We start from the raw sequence: 14,589 nt of genomic DNA on the forward strand, positions 1-14,589 counted from the left end.
GGCGCTTTCGACGAAAGTGACGGGCAACTGTCGTGCCGATGACGGGGGAATGTCGTCACGGAGCAAGCCAATCAAGCGCTAGACTGAAGGCCAGTGATTAAAAAGGAGTTCCAAATGCTTATACAAAAACTGAGATTGCAACACGGCTGGTCGCAACAACAACTGGCCGATTTGAGCGGCATCAGCGTCCGCACCATTCAACGCATCGAGCGCGGACAAACGGCAAGCGTGGAATCCCTGAAGTCACTGGCGGCGGTCTTTGAGATCGATTTTTCACAGTTAAATTCGGAGTCGGACATGAACGGCACTTTAAGTCAGGGCATTAGTAAAGAAGAAATCCTCGCGCTGGAACACGTGCGCAAACTGCGGCGGTTTTATACGCATTTGCTGCAATATCTGGTCGTCATCGGCGCTTTGGCGATCTTGAATCTGGTGCAAACCCCGCGCCATCTCTGGGTGATCTGGCCGGCGTTGGGCTGGGGTGTGGGGCTGTTGATTCATGCCTCGTCGGTATTCGACATCCTGCCGTTCTTTGGTGCGGAGTGGGAGAAAAAGCAGGTCGAGAAGCGTTTGTGGCGGTCGCTGTAATATGCCAAGACTCGGAGGCGTCGAATCCGGCGCCTCCGTAACTCCTGTAGAAGTATCTCCAAATCTATTTCAACCAAGCCTTTCCGCGATTTGCCAAGCCCGTCGATACCAGTCGTTATTAGCCAATTGCGCCATCTCGGCCTGAACAGGCAATACGGCTTTGTTTAGAAACGCTGCCGTAAACGGGTGGTAGATGCCGACACAAATATCAAAGGCCAGCCGCGCCGAATTGCTTTGGTAATGGCCCCGATGCAGCATTTGCGCATCGAACAATAACGCATCGCCCGGCTGCAAATCGATCAGCACGCTGCCTGGCAAATCTTCGTGTTTTTGATGACCATTCAATTCAAAGCGCACCTCCCGTTCCAGAGGGTTGTCCCAGCGGCGATGGCTGCCGGGTATTAAGGCCATGCCGCACTCGGGTAACAGCGGCACCCGCAGATGCAGTGCCAACAATTTGCCTTGCGCGCTTTGCTGTGCGTCGTCAGTGATAGTGCTGTATTGCAGGTCCCGGTGCCAATAAGGCAATTGCTCGCGGTCCAACGGATTGAAAAACAATTGGCTATTATGAAAATACAGCTCGTCGCCGAATAAATCCGTCAGCCAACCAGTAACCGCTGGCTGGGTGATCCAAGCAAATAAAGCCAGACGTTCCGCGGCCTGTTCCTTGAAATACCGGCTATCGGTCAGGCTGTGCATGTTCAACAGGCGATTGGCGCGGATTAAATCGCCAATTTCCGCCGCCCATTGCCAGTGTATCCGTTCGACCATGGACTGTAATTCCGCCATGGCTTCCAGGCAAAATAACTGCCTGGCGATTAGATAGCCTTGAGTTTGGTAGGTATCGAGATCGGGTAAATTGTGGGTCATGCGCGGCAATAGCCCAGGTCAAAAGGCCTACAGTATGCAGCTTAGGCCGGCTACGTGCCAACGCCCCTACTATTTTGGTCTGGCATCGCCCGGATACCAAAATTGGCTATGACACTGCTCGCAGGCTTGTTCGACTTCGCCGCCGGCTTTTTCCAGTTCCTCGACGTTTTTGGCGTCTATCGCCACCAGTAAACCTTGTGCGGCGTTTTGCAGGTTTTGCGCGCGTTTTACAAATTCCAGACGATGCTCGGTGATCAAGGTTTTGATCGCAGCCGGCGTCAGTTCCGCACCGCCGCTAGAAGTGACGGCATTAGCAGCCGCGATGGGCCGGTCTTCAATGAACAACAGATTCGCCGCTTCAGTCACGGCCAGGGCGTGTTGCCTTAGCAGTCGCCAATCTTCGTCGGTTTGCGGCTGGCGTTCTTCGGTACCGGTGGCCGTGCTGACCGAGGATACCGAGTTCCAGATAAAATCGATATTCGGATCGATAATCGAGGTCATGATCTCTTGCAACGTCGCGACCGGTTTGAAGGGAATGGGCGGCGCAGCAGGTTCGGTAGTAGCAGGGTTGCAGGCCATCAATAGACTGGCAGATGCCACGCTGCCGGCAAGTATTTTTAAACGTGAATTAAATCGTTTGAACATGGGCAATCCCGTTGCGAATAAAGAAGACGTCGGCTCTATGCCGGGGCGTCCTTAAACTGAAAATGGATGAGTCGGCGTTAAGCAAAAAAGCCGATAAAACGCCCGGCGAACGCCACGCCCAGCCACAGGCTCAATGCCAGGCCGCCGGTGGCTTTTGCCAGCCAAGTATGGTGTGAGTCTGACCTAGCAACCCACCGGTAGAGCGTGAAATACACCAGCAAGGCAAGGCCCAGCAGAATGAATTTGGCCCAAAAGAAATCGTTGGGATAGTAGCTGGTGGCGGCCGGAATGAAGATCAGCAAGCCGGATACCACCAATAGCGTCAAACCGGTCCAGAACAACTTGCCGGTGCTGCGCTGGATTTGCGCCAACGGTACGCTGCTTAGGCCCAAACCCAGCAAATTCAGGCTGGTTAATATCACCGACGCCAGCAACAAAATCATGCCGGCGATATGGCCCAGTTCCAACAAGGCGCAGAACAGATGATCCAGGCTGCCGACGAAGCGGCCAAACCCGCTGGATTGCAAAGCTTTGAAGAGTTCGAGGACAGACATAAGGTTATTGGTAACTCAAGTAAGGGATCAAACGCCCGGCGATGACCACCAGGCTCCACAAAGTCAGCGACGTGAAGCCGGCAAAACGCACCGCTGCTGGTAAGGTAGACTCGTTGCCCCAGTGCCCGACCTCGCGGCCCCATTTCAACTCAAACCACAAGGCATTGATGCCGGCCAAGGCGATGAAACCCAGTTTGTAAAAAAATACCGGCAGCGTGATGATTTTTGCCGCCGTCGCCACGAACAGCAAAATCCCGGTCGCGAAGATAATTAAAAATCCGCCCAACAACCAGGGCCGAAGCGGATGCAAAACTTGCCCAACCGGCAACTGCGGTAGAAACAGGCCGAGCAGGCGCAGGTCGACAAAAAACAGTAATCCCAATGCCAAAGCCAGGCCGATCAAATGCAAGCCTTCGATCAAGGGAAACATATACACCGACTCGCGCAGCGCGGTACCGAACTCGGAGTCGTTAAGCAGTTGGGCAAATTCGACTAATGACATGATGAGCCTATTTTTTCGGTTCTTCAGCGGCGACCAGTCCGAAGCCGCCATTGTTCTCGGCGCAGACACGTTCGTATTGATCCAGGATAGGCTCTTTTAGGGCCACCTTGCCGGTGTAATTGGCTGGCTCAACCTCGAAGTGCCAGCCGTTAGGCTGATCTTTGGCGGTCCATTTCCGGGCTGGCACCGTCACGGTAAACGGCCGGGTATAGACGGTCGGGTCTGTTAGCACAGCTTCGTAGGTGTAACGGTCGCCGTCGTTGCTAAAGATGTAGCGCTCCTGGATATGGCCGTTTTCGCTAATAAACTCGCCGGAGCGGCCGAATAAGGCTTTGCCGTTTTGATTGGTGACGTCCACCACCAGCGTGTTGCCTTCCCAATGGCCGCGCGAGTCGCCGTTCCACAGTTTAATGTTGTCCGGCAAATGCGGTTTGCCGTCCAGGTGAATGATGCGGGTGCCCGAGTTGAATTGAAACAACACATAACCCGGATACTGGCTGATTTCGTAACCGTGCCAAAACAAGGATTTGGGAATGCCGCCTGGTGCGCAACGCGCCAAGGGTTCGATGTATTCCGGTTTGACCGGGTCGTGGAAATGCGCCTGAAAATCCTTGACCTTCTCCAGCGCCCAAGGCTGAAACGGCACCTGGCCGTCGGCGGGGTCGCTGACCCGGCTGGGTGCGCGTTCCTCGCGTGGACCTTTGGCTACTCGGTTGGGATTGGGGTCGTTTAGGATGCCGCCTTGCGGATCGGTAAAGTTGTTATGGTTGGCGATGGTATTGGACCAGTGGCCTTGCACGTCCGGTTGGCCGTCGGCGGTTTTCGGACCGGTCCATTTTCCGGAAACGATCTTGGGAAAGCTTCTTTCCTGTTCTATGCCGGGGCCGCCCAGTTTCAGCGGTTTGGTGGCCGGCTGAGCCGATTTCGCAGCCGGTGCGTCCGGTTTCTTTGTGTCGTCCGCAGCGTATAGGCTGGGCGCGGCGGTAAGCATCATACTGATGGCCAGCCCGGAAAATAGCGCCGAGCGACCTGGGTTAATTTGTGTCATAACGTCCTCGTCTGGTATCCGGCTTTAAGGTTTATTCGGCTTGGGCGGATAAGCGTCGTCGTAGTCCAGCGTAAAGCGGTAGTCCTCGATCAACTGAAAATCCTTCTCCCGGTGCCGGTGCAAAATCACCGATAGATTCCAGGGCTTGCTAAATACCTTGGGGTCTTCCACGGTGGCTTTATATTCGACGGTGTTGGGGTCGATAAACGCCCATTTTTCGACGACATGTAGCGCGTCGCTGTGATAATTGCCGGCCCGGTCGAACCAGGTTTTGTCGTTGAAATGCTTGACGTCGACCACCAGCGTATCGCCCTCCCAATGCGCGCGGGAGTCGCCCAGCCACCAATCGTAAGGGTCTTTCGGATGATCGGTTTCGTCGGTATGTATGGTCCGTACCGAATGACCGAACTGGTGTACCAAGGTCAGGTCTTGTTTGCGTTGGAAGATTTGAAACGGCTCCGGGTAATAAATGCCGCGCGGTACACCCAAGGTGTAGCCTTTAAGCGCCGGGTCCAGGGTGTCGCGCGCCGCGAAGTTTTTCTTCTTTTGCTCCAGTGCGGCGGGTAAATAAGGCAGGTAATGGCCTTCGACGATGCCGGCGCCGGGCGGGGCGTCCTTGCGGTTGCTGTGCGGTTCCAGGTCGTAATCGGCGGCGCTGGTAGTTTGCCAGATGCCGGAAAAATCGGGTTTGCCGTTGGCAAGCCGGGGGATTTTAGGGCCGGCCGCACCGGCGTCGCCGGTAGCCAGGAACAGCAAAATCAAGCCGCTGGCCAGCATCAGCGCAATCTGTAGCGATGACGGACCGTTATTGGGTGAACGCATTGAGGGTATATTCCGTAATATTTATATTCAAACAAATCCGATTCGGTTTATTGCGCCTGGCCGTTGGCTTGCGCCCCCGGAGCATCCTGAGCGCCGCCAGTTTTAACGCTACGGCCATCAGACAACACGGTGGTCACCGCGTAGCCAAAATCCTTGCCATTCTTCGCGCGATAACCCTGGATGGTGACTTCGCTGCCGACCGGCAGGCTGGCTTTGGTTATGCCCTTTTGTTTAAGGCTGAACGGCGCGCCGAATTCGAATCCCCAATTCTTGGCGCTGCCGTCGGTTTGCTTCACGTCCAGATACAGCCAGCTATGCGGGTTGACCAATTCCAGTTTGGTGACCACGCCTTTTAACTCGATGGGTTGTTCGGCGTCGAACTCGGCGGAAAAGGCGTGGTGGGCATGGGCTGGCGGCGCGGTCAGGGAAAGTAGGCCGCCAACAACTATCACGCTTACCAGTTTGCCTTTCGTGTTCATTCGTTATGTCCTCCGCTAAATCGCTAAAAAATCAATCGCGGAAAATGGTTTGCTCAACTTTCCACGTCATTGCCCGCATTCAGCAAAAACCAGGCCCATAGTCCATACAACACGATATCTAGGAGTTATTATTTAGCTAAGCCGTTGTTTTATAGCTAATTACTTTACGAATGACGACGATGTGACGATCAAAGGCAGGAGGACAATTTAACGGTGAAGACAACTGCTGTGCTGTTAACGCAGCAGCGGTACAACATCCTTCGAGCAATTCCGGCGGTATGCCCAAGCCGCGCATGCGCGCCGAAATACTATCCAGCGGCACCGCCGAAAGCTTTGGCTGCGCCCCGCCGGGCTATAGGGGCATCCACAAAGTGCTCGGCGGTACGCCGCAAGCGCCCGTGCGCACCGCTGCACGCCTCGTCGGCACCTACACGGGATTAGGATGTGCCGACGCACCAATTGGCGGTAACCATAGAGGGATTTTGCGTGCCGCCCGGACACTTGGTAACCGGCCTGATCCCGGCTTGATCAACCACTTGATTTGACTGGTCGGTGCTGCCAACGTCGGCCCGCATGAATTCGACGGCAAACTACCGGATTGGCGTGCGAAAGGATTATCCCGGCAATCCGGATGGTTTGACTGGCAAGGATATTTCCGAATCGGCGCGCATGTAGTCGCCTTAGCCAACGTATTCGACGCTTTGGCCATGAAACGACCTTACCAGGCGGTTGTTGGGTGACACAAATATTGAAAAAAACCGAGTGGATTGGGTTCTTAGAACCTAAATGAGGGGCATGTCTGCAACTGAGTTGGCGACATCAACTAGCCAGTTCCAAGGTAAATCGGGCACCGATTCATATACGATTCAACCAGTAAAAAAATGTCGGCTTTTGAGAGTAGCGAACTGTCATAATCGACCCTTAACTGTGGATATGAATTAATTTGCAATGACAAGCAAGGATCAATAAGCTGTCGTTCCGATTATTAAGTGCGATTAGCTTGAGTTTTTGCACATTTAAAAGCGACCATTCCTTTACCGCTTTGGAAGCATAGGACAAATATAAGAACAGGAAATTGCACAAATGCTGACCCATTTGCATATCAAAAACTTCAAGGCTTGGAAGGATACTGGTCCCATTCGTCTTGCACCACTGACTGTGATCTTCGGAGCCAACAGCGCGGGCAAGAGTAGCTTGGGTCATCTATTGCTTGCGCTTAAGCAAACTACGTTATCTGCCGACCGGAAACGGCCTCTTCACTTGGGCGATGAAAACGCCCTAATTGATCTGGGAACGTTCGCCGAATGCCTTCATAACCATGACTTAACGAACACCTTGGCATTCGAACTAGGATGGAAAATACCGGGCAAAGAGCTGGGGGCGCGTGACCCGCTCACCCAGAATAAATTCGCGGGAGATGAATTGCGGTTGGCTGTCAAACTTTCGGCCTCTGCGAAAGAGCAACCAAGAGTTGATGAGTTGATGTATCAACTCTTGCGTAACAACGAAAATCAGCTGGCAGTTAAATACTCGCGCGACGAAAAAAACAAACTCGATATTTCTTCAAGCGAATATAAGTTTGTGCGTAACACGGGAAGAAGCTGGCCGTTGGATGATCCCGACAAGTTTTACCGCATTTCCGACCAAAGCCGAGCCCGTTTCCAAAATGCGGAATTTTTGTCGGATTTTGCCTTGAGTACGGAAGCGGCGCTCAATAGCGTGTACTACCTAGGGCCCTTACGTGATCATCCAAAACGCATTTATTCATGGTCGGGAGAAACACCGGAGAGCGTAGGACAAAAGGGGGAGTTTGCGATTGCGGCCATTCTGGCCGCCAGTGCGCAGGATAGAAAAATTAACCGTGGACCTAAAAAGCATTTAGCGCGCTTTGATGAGTTTATCGCTCAATGGCTTAAAGACTTAGGGATCATTGAAAGTTTTTCCGTCAAACCCGTGGCGGAAGGTCGAAAAGAATATGAAGTACTGGTTAAAACCCATGCCACAGCCAGCGAAGTCAAAATCACGGATGTGGGTTTTGGCGTATCGCAGGTTTTACCCGCTCTGGTACAGGCTTTCTATTGCACTCCCAATTCGACGATTTGGATGGAACAACCGGAAATTCACTTACATCCACAGGTGCAAGCCGAATTAGCCGACGTTTTTATCTCCGCAACACAAGCCCGTGAAAACGGCAAAGAGCGCAATGTTCAATTGATCGTCGAGAGTCATTCAGAGCATTTTCTCAATCGCCTGCAACGGCGAGTGGCAGACGGTTCGGTTTCTCCTGACGATGTAGCGGTGTATTTCTGCCGCCGAGCCGGTGCTGCGACAGAACTGGAGCCACTACGCCTTAATATGTTTGGAGAGATTGAAAACTGGCCGGAAAACTTTTTTGGTGACGAGATGGCTGACATTGCAGGCCGCACCTTGGCGGCGATGCAACGCAAAAAAGAACTTAATCAGCAGGGCTGCATGCAATGAAGGCGGTGATTGATACCAATGTTTTGCTAGTCGCGAATGGGCAACATGATGATGTGTCGGTGAACTGTCAGGTAGAGTGCATACAACGCCTGCAGGCCATGCAAAAGTCGGGCGTAACTGTAATCGATGATGACTTCAGAATCCTTGGAGAATATCAGAACAAAACACATCCGAATCAACCCAAGGGTGTGGGCGATGTGTTTTTAAAATGGCTGTTACAAAACCAAGGTAATGTTGCAAGAGTGGAATTTGTAACGCTAACAGAAATCGCGAATGACTGTTTTGCGGAATTTCCCGACCCATCACTGGAACTGGCCTTTGATGCGCCTGATCGCAAATTTGCGGCTGCAGCCAATGCCCACCCAGAGAAACCACCAGTGTGGCAGGCAGCTGATTGCAAATGGCTGGACTGGTGGCCCAGCCTGCAGGCAAAAGGAGTTAGAGTCGAATTTTTGTGTCCGGACGACACTTGCGGGTTTTATAGCAAGAAATTCCCAGACAATCCGTTGCCTGCGTTGCCGGTCTGAGTCGTGACAGACTTTTTCCGCTATCCCCATACTCCTCACCTTGCTTGGCTGAGTCAAGGTTTGCCACGCGGTAACAAGGTGTTCTCCACCGCTGAGGTCAAGTCATTGCTTGCAGGTGTTGTGATAGTTGAAGAGAAGCTTGATGGTGCCAATCTGGGGTTGTCGCTTGATGCCGACGGCCAACTGCAAGCGCAAAATCGAGGCCAGTATCTTGCTGAGCCTAATTCTGGCCAGTTTTCGCGCTTGCCCGATTGGCTGACGCAACATGGCGAGGCATTACACGCAGTGATAAAACCGCACTTAATCTTATTTGGCGAATGGTGTGCCGCGCGCCACTCTCTAGACTATGCAGCGCTGCCGGATTGGTTGCTTTTGTTTGATGTGTACGACAAAAGCGTTGGCCGGTTTTGGAGTTCCTCTCGTCGTAATAAGTTGGCAAACGAAGCCGGTTTGGTAACGGTACCGCAAGTGTTTTATGGTAAAACCTCGATTTCCGAACTCAAACGGTTAGTCGTGACCGCCTCCAGTAATTATCGATCCGGCCCCCTGGAAGGGCTGGTGATTCGCCGTGAATCTTCGGAATGGTGTGAAGTTCGTGCCAAGTTGGTGAGGCCTGACTTCACTCAGGCAATTGATACACACTGGCGTAAGCGTTCAATTGAGTGGAACCGTATTAACTATTCACCAGAAACTGCAGAGTAAGCCACTACAATTTACCCTTACGAAACCAGTGACAATAAAGGTTTCTTGCAGTTTGGCGCCCTCAGCACTTAAGTTGAATCGTAAGCAGCGCACATATCCACTTTCCAGAACCGCCAGAGGACCTAGCCTGCTGCTCAATGCCTAACCTTGCAAACCTATGTCGAAGGCATTAATGCGTATATCCACTAAGCGCGGGTAATACCGCCGGCGTTTCTGCGGCACAACCCTTGACCCTGGCGGGCCAAAGAAAGTATCTATAAGCAGTTGCCAAAATGAAGCTGCTGCCTTTTCTGCCGTATGAATACCTCTTGGGGGGTAAAGCCTTGAGCGGAATAACGGGTCGGCACCAGCAGGTCCAGACCAAAAACTCTACCTCAGCGCAACAACGCCAAAACCTTGCACAAAACCAGGAACCAAGATTTATCGGGAAAACGCCGCGATAAACCGCTCCCGTAACTTATCCATGCCCAGCACGAGCGCATCGCTGGCCGGCAGCATGCCGTCGGTCCATTGCCAATCCTTTATTGCATCCATCACCTTGCTATCGCGACTAATCAAATGCACCAGCACGTCGTGGCTATCCGATTCGCCGGTCACAAACGGCGCCGGTTGGTGGTCGCCCAGCACCAGAATCACCAGGTTGTCGTCACCATAGTTAACCGCGTAAGAGACGATATTAGCCAGGGCATATCCGATGGATTTTCGATATTGTTCGCGGATGCGCTCGGTGTTTTGCCAAACGACTTCCGGGGTATCGCCGACGCGGGCTTGATTGAAAATGCTGCCATCGCCGACCTGGTCCCAGTTCACCAATTCAGGCAACGGCGTCCACGGTGCATGCGAGGAAATCAAGGCCAGCTCGGCCATCAGCGGTTGCCGGGCGCCGGGTTTGCGTTCCAAGGCTTGCAGGGCCGACAGCGTGTATTGGTCGGGCATGGTGATCCAGTTGAAAGTTTGGCCTTTGTAGCCCAAATCCTGTGCGGCATAGATGCGGTCGTAACCGAAGTATTCGCCTTGCGGCCAAGCCATAGTATGCGCCGGTTGTACCGCCACGGTGCGCCAGCCAGCCCGGTGGAACAGGCGATTCAACGACGGGCGTTGACTCATCACCAAGCGGTCGTAGCGGATCTGGCTATTGATCCATAATCCCGACATCAGGGTGCCATGCGCCAGCCAGCTGATGCCGCCGTACGTCGGCGAGGTCAGGTAAGCGCTGCGCGCCGACAAACCGTTTGCGGCCAGATCGGCGCTACTTTGTTGTAGCAATGGCCGGATATGCGCGGCGTAGTCTGCCCTGTCCAGCACGGTCCGGCCATACGATTCGATGAACACCACCAGCACATCCTTTCCTTTCAATTTCTCGAACAATGCGTTGTCCGGCACGGCGGCATAAGGGTCGCTATCGACGACGTTGTTGAAACTTTCCAGATCGGCCATGCCGCTACGGATGCTGGCAACGTGCTTGGCCATTAGGTCGTAAAACGGTTTGCTGGCGTATGACCAATCCGCGAAGGCGGAAGCGCTCCACACCAGAAGGCCGGCTACTAAACCTGTGCCGCTAATTTTCGCCGAGCTTTGCAGCAGTGTTTGTACCCGGCGCAGCAAAGCGTTGGTCAACCAAAAGATACTAAGCAACAAGGCGATGAGCAAACCCGCAACGACGATGGCGCCAATTTGGCCAATGGCGCCTTGCAGCAGATTCATGCCGTCCGCCGGAAAGCGGGAATCCAGGACCGGATTGAATGGCCGGTCGAAAACCTGGTATGCAGCGATGTCGGCCATTTTAAAGATGATCCCCGTCGCCAGCAGGCCGGCGGCGCATAATCGAATCAGTGAGCCTACCCGGCCCGACACCAGCAGCGCCAATCCAAGCAATAGCGCTTCCAACGGCAGGTAAGCAAAAGCCGCCAAAGTGACCGAGCTTAGGCGATTGGGGATAAGCAACGCCGTCAATACATAAATCACCGCAAAACCATTCAAACCGGTTGCGAGGTGATCAGTCCGGTGAGAATTAAAAATCCTGTTATCGCCTAGTGCTTAGTTGCGTTATTAAGCGCTAATAATGTAATCTTGTAGGGATGTCACGAGTAGCCCCAAAAATTGAGTGTTCCGCGGAAGTACGGGCAGAGTTAGAGCGGCGCGCAGCGAGCCGAACGGAAGAAGCTCGAATGGTCGAGCGAGCCCGAATGATTCTGGGCTGTCTGGATGGCGCGCAAGTCCAAGCGGTTGCCGCGCAATGCCGAACGCGAGCCAATACAGTCATCAAGTGGCGAAACCGCTTTATGGCTCAGGGGCTTTTGGGGCTGTCAGACGAACCTCGGCCGGGCGCACCGAAGACGTATGATGAGCATTTTCGACAGCGTGTCTTGGCAATCCTTGAACTGCCACCGCCAAAGGGACAAGCCGTCTGGGATGGTCCCGCTGTAGCTAGGGCCCTGGATAGTTCGGTTTACGCGGTTTGGCGCGTGCTCCGTAAGGAAGGGATTTGTCTGCAACGACAGCGATCCTGGTGCGTCAGTACCGACAAAGAATTTGCGGTAAAGGCGGCGGACATTGTTGGCTTGTATTTGAGTCCGCCCGAGAATGCCTTAGTCATCAGTGTCGACGAAAAACCCAGTATCCAAGCGCTGGAACGAATGACCGGGTACGTTGAAACCGACAGTGGCAAGATCGCGCGCGGATTCCAGAGCACCTATAAGCGTCATGGGACACTGAATTTGTTTGCAGCTCTGCAGGTCGCAACCGGTAACATCATCGCCCAGATAACCGAAACGAAGCGGCGTGAAGATTTTCTCGGGTTCATGGACACGATTGTTGCCGAGACGCCGGCTGGCCAAGAGTTGCATGTGATTCTGGACAATTACTGTACCCACAAAAAATGCGACGCCTGGCTGGCTCAGCATCCGAATGTCCATTTCCACTTTACGCCCACCTCAGCCAGTTGGCTGAATCAGGTGGAAATCTGGTTTGGCATCCTGTCGCGCAAAGCTTTACGCGGCGCCAGTTTCCAAAACATCGCAGCCCTGCGGCAAGCGATTGAAGACTTTATTGCCGCTTACAATCCAACGGCTACACCTTTTCGATGGCGGAAACGCGAGGTCCGCGGTGCGCAATTACGAAATACTATCGCTAACTTACGGAATTAAGCACTAGCAGCGGCAATTTTTTAACGTCAGCCAACATTACCCCCTCAACGGTTTTTAAACTGACTCTGGTTGGTGGTGGCGGTGGCGGTGGCGGATCGGATGCCGCATTTACCTTGGCTCAGGGCGGCGGTGCGGGTGCTGCTATCGAGTTCCTAATCGCCGGCCTACAGCCTAGTACCAATTACGCGGTGGTGATTGGTGCGGCTGGCGCAGGCGGCGGACCTGGGGCCAATGGTGGCACCGGTATTGCCACCACGATAACAATAAACGGTGTAGTTTATTCAGCTGGCGGTGGCATTGGCGGCCTAGGCACGACAACAGCAGTGATCAACGGCGGGCAGCTCCAAGGCGTGGCGAATGCAGCTGCGCTGGCGCTGCCTCATAAAAATATATTTCAGATTGCTCCTGCCCTTGGTTTTGCGGTGTCATCGGTGTCAATTGGTGTGGGTCCAAATGGTGGTTCAACGCCATTTGGTGTTGCGGGTATCGGCGGGCAAACAGGCGTCGGAGTGGGCAGCGATGCAAGCGGGTTTGGCGCTGGCGGCGGTGCCGGCATAGGGCTAGGCAGCGGCGGTGGCAATGGTTCGGCGGGATTGTTTATAGCGGAATGGGTGGAGTAGCAATGAGGCTGGCTGAAATTAATAATGGGGTGGTAGTTAACGTCGTGGAATCCGAGGCCGCTATTGGCGGATTTGTGGAATCCAATACGGCAAATATTGGCGATCAGTTTGTTGGTGGGCTGTTTTTGCCGCAGCCGTTGTCAATGTCGATTATACGAGATCAATTGTTTGCGTCTGTAGACATCGAACGGGCACGACTTTGGCGGTCCGGGTTTCCGGTGCAAATTGGCGGTGTTGCCAAGTGGTTTCATTCGGATGAATTTAGTCTGACTCAGCATTTAGGCCTGAAAGACAAAGCGCGTGATGTGTTGTCGGCCGGCGGCACTATGAACGATGACATCACGATTGGTGGACAACCAGTGCAGTGGTCCACCATGGATGGATCGTCCGTGACGATTACCGTGCAAGTGGCGTTTGATTTGGTGAGTAGCGCGGGGCTGCAACAGGCCATGGTGTTTGCAGCTAGTCAGGCGCATAAGGCCGCTATCCAAACGGCTGCCGATTTATCGAATTATGACGTATTGTCCAACTGGCCAGCTGTGTTCGGTGAGTGATTAAACGGTGCGACCGGCGATGGTGCGCTAACACCATCGCCGGCCACCATCCGCAGAGCGAGCTGCTTCTGGCCTTGGCACCGCGCCGTGTACACAGCGTGTCAAGCCTAGTTCAAAGTGGCTTTTTATGGAAATTGTACGTTGCGGTTGTTGCGGTAGAAAATTGGCTGAGGCAGAGTTTATTCGCTTGGCTATTAAATGTTCCCGGTGCGGAACGCTGAATGATTTGAAGGCCGTCGAGCCTCTCACTAGCGCGCCTCGAGCGCCATGTAAAGAGGTGCCTCATGTCAAAACCAATTATTCCATGGGTGGGCGGAAAACGCCGCCTGGCTAAGACTATTCTGCCTTTGTTTCCCGATCACGAATGCTACGTCGAGCCGTTTGCCGGCGGCGCGGCTTTGTTTTTTATGAAACAACCGTCCGATGTCGAAGTATTGAATGACATCAACGGCGAATTGGTGAACCTTTACAGGGTGGTTAAACATCATTTGGAGGAGTTTGTAAGGCAGTTTAAATGGGCTTTGGTTAGTCGACAGATTTATGCTTGGTTGCGTGAGTCTCCGCCTGAAACGTTGACAGACATTCAGCGTGCCGCGAGGTTTTACTATCTGCAAAAGCTAGCCTTTGGCGGTAAGGTGGCTAATCAAACCTTTGGCACCGCAACTACCAGTGCTCCTCGGTTGAATTTGCTGCGGATTGAAGAGGAGTTGTCGGCTGCGCACTTGCGGTTGTCGCGGGCCTATATTGAGCACGTGACCTGGGATGATTGCATTAGGCGTTATGATCGGCCTCATACCCTTTTTTACCTTGATCCACCCTATTGGGAGACAGAGGGTTATGGTGTTGGGTTTGCGTTTGATGAGTATGAAAAGATGGCCGGTCTGGCTAAGTCTATCAAGGGCAAGATGATTGTCTCGGTCAATGATATTCCGGAAATGCGCGAGGTGTTTCGCGAGCTGATGATCGAGTCTGTCGACATCGATTATACCGTCGGTGGCGGCGGCCGGAGAAAGCCCGCTCGCGAGCTGATAATTAGGAATTATTGAGTGTT

Annotated in this window: 16 protein-coding genes; 8 read left to right on the forward strand and 8 right to left on the reverse strand. The window is 53.3% G+C overall.

Annotated elements, in window-relative coordinates:
- Positions 1-114 precede the first annotated feature (114 nt).
- Positions 115-588 (forward strand): 2TM domain-containing protein, encoded by a 474-nt coding sequence (locus tag JWZ98_RS12575; RefSeq protein ID WP_033156359.1) that lies wholly within the window; start codon positions 115-117, stop codon positions 586-588.
- A 69-nt stretch (positions 589-657) separates the two neighbouring features.
- On the opposite strand, the gene JWZ98_RS12580 is transcribed toward JWZ98_RS12575, so the two are convergent.
- The 7 genes from JWZ98_RS12580 to JWZ98_RS12610 form a co-directional block, all read right to left on the reverse strand.
- The gene (locus JWZ98_RS12580; RefSeq protein WP_033156360.1) at positions 658-1,458 is read right to left on the reverse strand and encodes a phytanoyl-CoA dioxygenase family protein; all 801 of its coding nucleotides are present in this window, start codon (positions 1,456-1,458) and stop codon (positions 658-660) included.
- 69 nt (positions 1,459-1,527) lie between these two features.
- Complete coding sequence (locus JWZ98_RS12585) at positions 1,528-2,103, reverse strand: cytochrome c (RefSeq protein WP_051669900.1); 576 nt, start codon at positions 2,101-2,103, stop codon at positions 1,528-1,530.
- 77 nt (positions 2,104-2,180) lie between these two features.
- Positions 2,181-2,657, reverse strand: a complete 477-nt coding sequence (locus JWZ98_RS12590; RefSeq protein ID WP_101052252.1) for a DUF6644 family protein — start codon at positions 2,655-2,657, stop codon at positions 2,181-2,183.
- A gap of 4 nt (positions 2,658-2,661) precedes the next feature.
- Positions 2,662-3,159 (reverse strand): DUF6644 family protein, encoded by a 498-nt coding sequence (locus tag JWZ98_RS12595; protein WP_101052251.1) that lies wholly within the window; start codon positions 3,157-3,159, stop codon positions 2,662-2,664.
- 7 nt (positions 3,160-3,166) lie between these two features.
- Entirely contained in the window at positions 3,167-4,207 is a 1,041-nt protein-coding gene (locus JWZ98_RS12600) for a hypothetical protein (RefSeq protein ID WP_051669902.1), read from the reverse strand.
- A 24-nt stretch (positions 4,208-4,231) separates the two neighbouring features.
- Entirely contained in the window at positions 4,232-5,029 is a 798-nt protein-coding gene (locus JWZ98_RS12605; protein ID WP_033156363.1) for a hypothetical protein, read from the reverse strand.
- Positions 5,030-5,076: 47 nt separating this feature from the next.
- Complete coding sequence (locus tag JWZ98_RS12610) at positions 5,077-5,508, reverse strand: DUF6152 family protein (protein WP_171695547.1); 432 nt, start codon at positions 5,506-5,508, stop codon at positions 5,077-5,079.
- Positions 5,509-6,591: 1,083 nt separating this feature from the next.
- Here JWZ98_RS12610 and JWZ98_RS12615 point away from each other — a divergent pair.
- From JWZ98_RS12615 to JWZ98_RS12625, 3 genes are read left to right on the forward strand one after another with little or no spacing between them, the layout of a single operon-like run.
- Positions 6,592-7,989: a DUF3696 domain-containing protein gene (locus tag JWZ98_RS12615; protein WP_205450306.1), complete on the forward strand. Its 1,398-nt coding sequence runs from the start codon at positions 6,592-6,594 to the stop codon at positions 7,987-7,989.
- Positions 7,986-8,516 carry a hypothetical protein gene (locus JWZ98_RS12620; protein ID WP_205450307.1) on the forward strand — a complete coding sequence of 177 codons (531 nt, stop codon included), beginning with the start codon at positions 7,986-7,988 and terminating at the stop codon, positions 8,514-8,516. Before JWZ98_RS12615 ends, JWZ98_RS12620 begins: the two co-directional genes overlap by 4 nt.
- A gap of 3 nt (positions 8,517-8,519) precedes the next feature.
- Positions 8,520-9,218, forward strand: coding sequence for an RNA ligase family protein (locus JWZ98_RS12625; protein ID WP_205450308.1), 699 nt, complete (start codon positions 8,520-8,522; stop codon positions 9,216-9,218).
- A gap of 420 nt (positions 9,219-9,638) precedes the next feature.
- On the opposite strand, the gene JWZ98_RS12630 is transcribed toward JWZ98_RS12625, so the two are convergent.
- The gene (locus tag JWZ98_RS12630) at positions 9,639-11,198 is read right to left on the reverse strand and encodes a sulfatase-like hydrolase/transferase (RefSeq protein WP_240347977.1); all 1,560 of its coding nucleotides are present in this window, start codon (positions 11,196-11,198) and stop codon (positions 9,639-9,641) included.
- A gap of 98 nt (positions 11,199-11,296) precedes the next feature.
- Between JWZ98_RS12630 and JWZ98_RS12635 the strand changes: the two genes are divergently transcribed.
- The 4 genes from JWZ98_RS12635 (at position 11,297) to JWZ98_RS12655 (ending at position 14,584) form a co-directional block, all read left to right on the forward strand.
- Complete coding sequence (locus JWZ98_RS12635) at positions 11,297-12,364, forward strand: IS630 family transposase (protein WP_205450279.1); 1,068 nt, start codon at positions 11,297-11,299, stop codon at positions 12,362-12,364.
- Between the two features lie 113 nt (positions 12,365-12,477).
- On the forward strand, positions 12,478-12,984 hold the full coding sequence (locus tag JWZ98_RS12640) for a hypothetical protein (RefSeq protein ID WP_205450309.1): 507 nt from the start codon (positions 12,478-12,480) through the stop codon (positions 12,982-12,984).
- 2 nt (positions 12,985-12,986) lie between these two features.
- Entirely contained in the window at positions 12,987-13,538 is a 552-nt protein-coding gene (locus JWZ98_RS12645; RefSeq protein ID WP_026600485.1) for a hypothetical protein, read from the forward strand.
- A 284-nt stretch (positions 13,539-13,822) separates the two neighbouring features.
- Positions 13,823-14,584, forward strand: coding sequence for a DNA adenine methylase (locus JWZ98_RS12655; RefSeq protein WP_205450311.1), 762 nt, complete (start codon positions 13,823-13,825; stop codon positions 14,582-14,584).
- The last annotated feature ends 5 nt before the right edge of the window (positions 14,585-14,589 follow it).

Origin of the sequence: Methylomonas sp. EFPC1 (assembly GCF_016925515.1) — a bacterium.
Taxonomy (GTDB): domain Bacteria; phylum Pseudomonadota; class Gammaproteobacteria; order Methylococcales; family Methylomonadaceae; genus Methylomonas; species Methylomonas defluvii.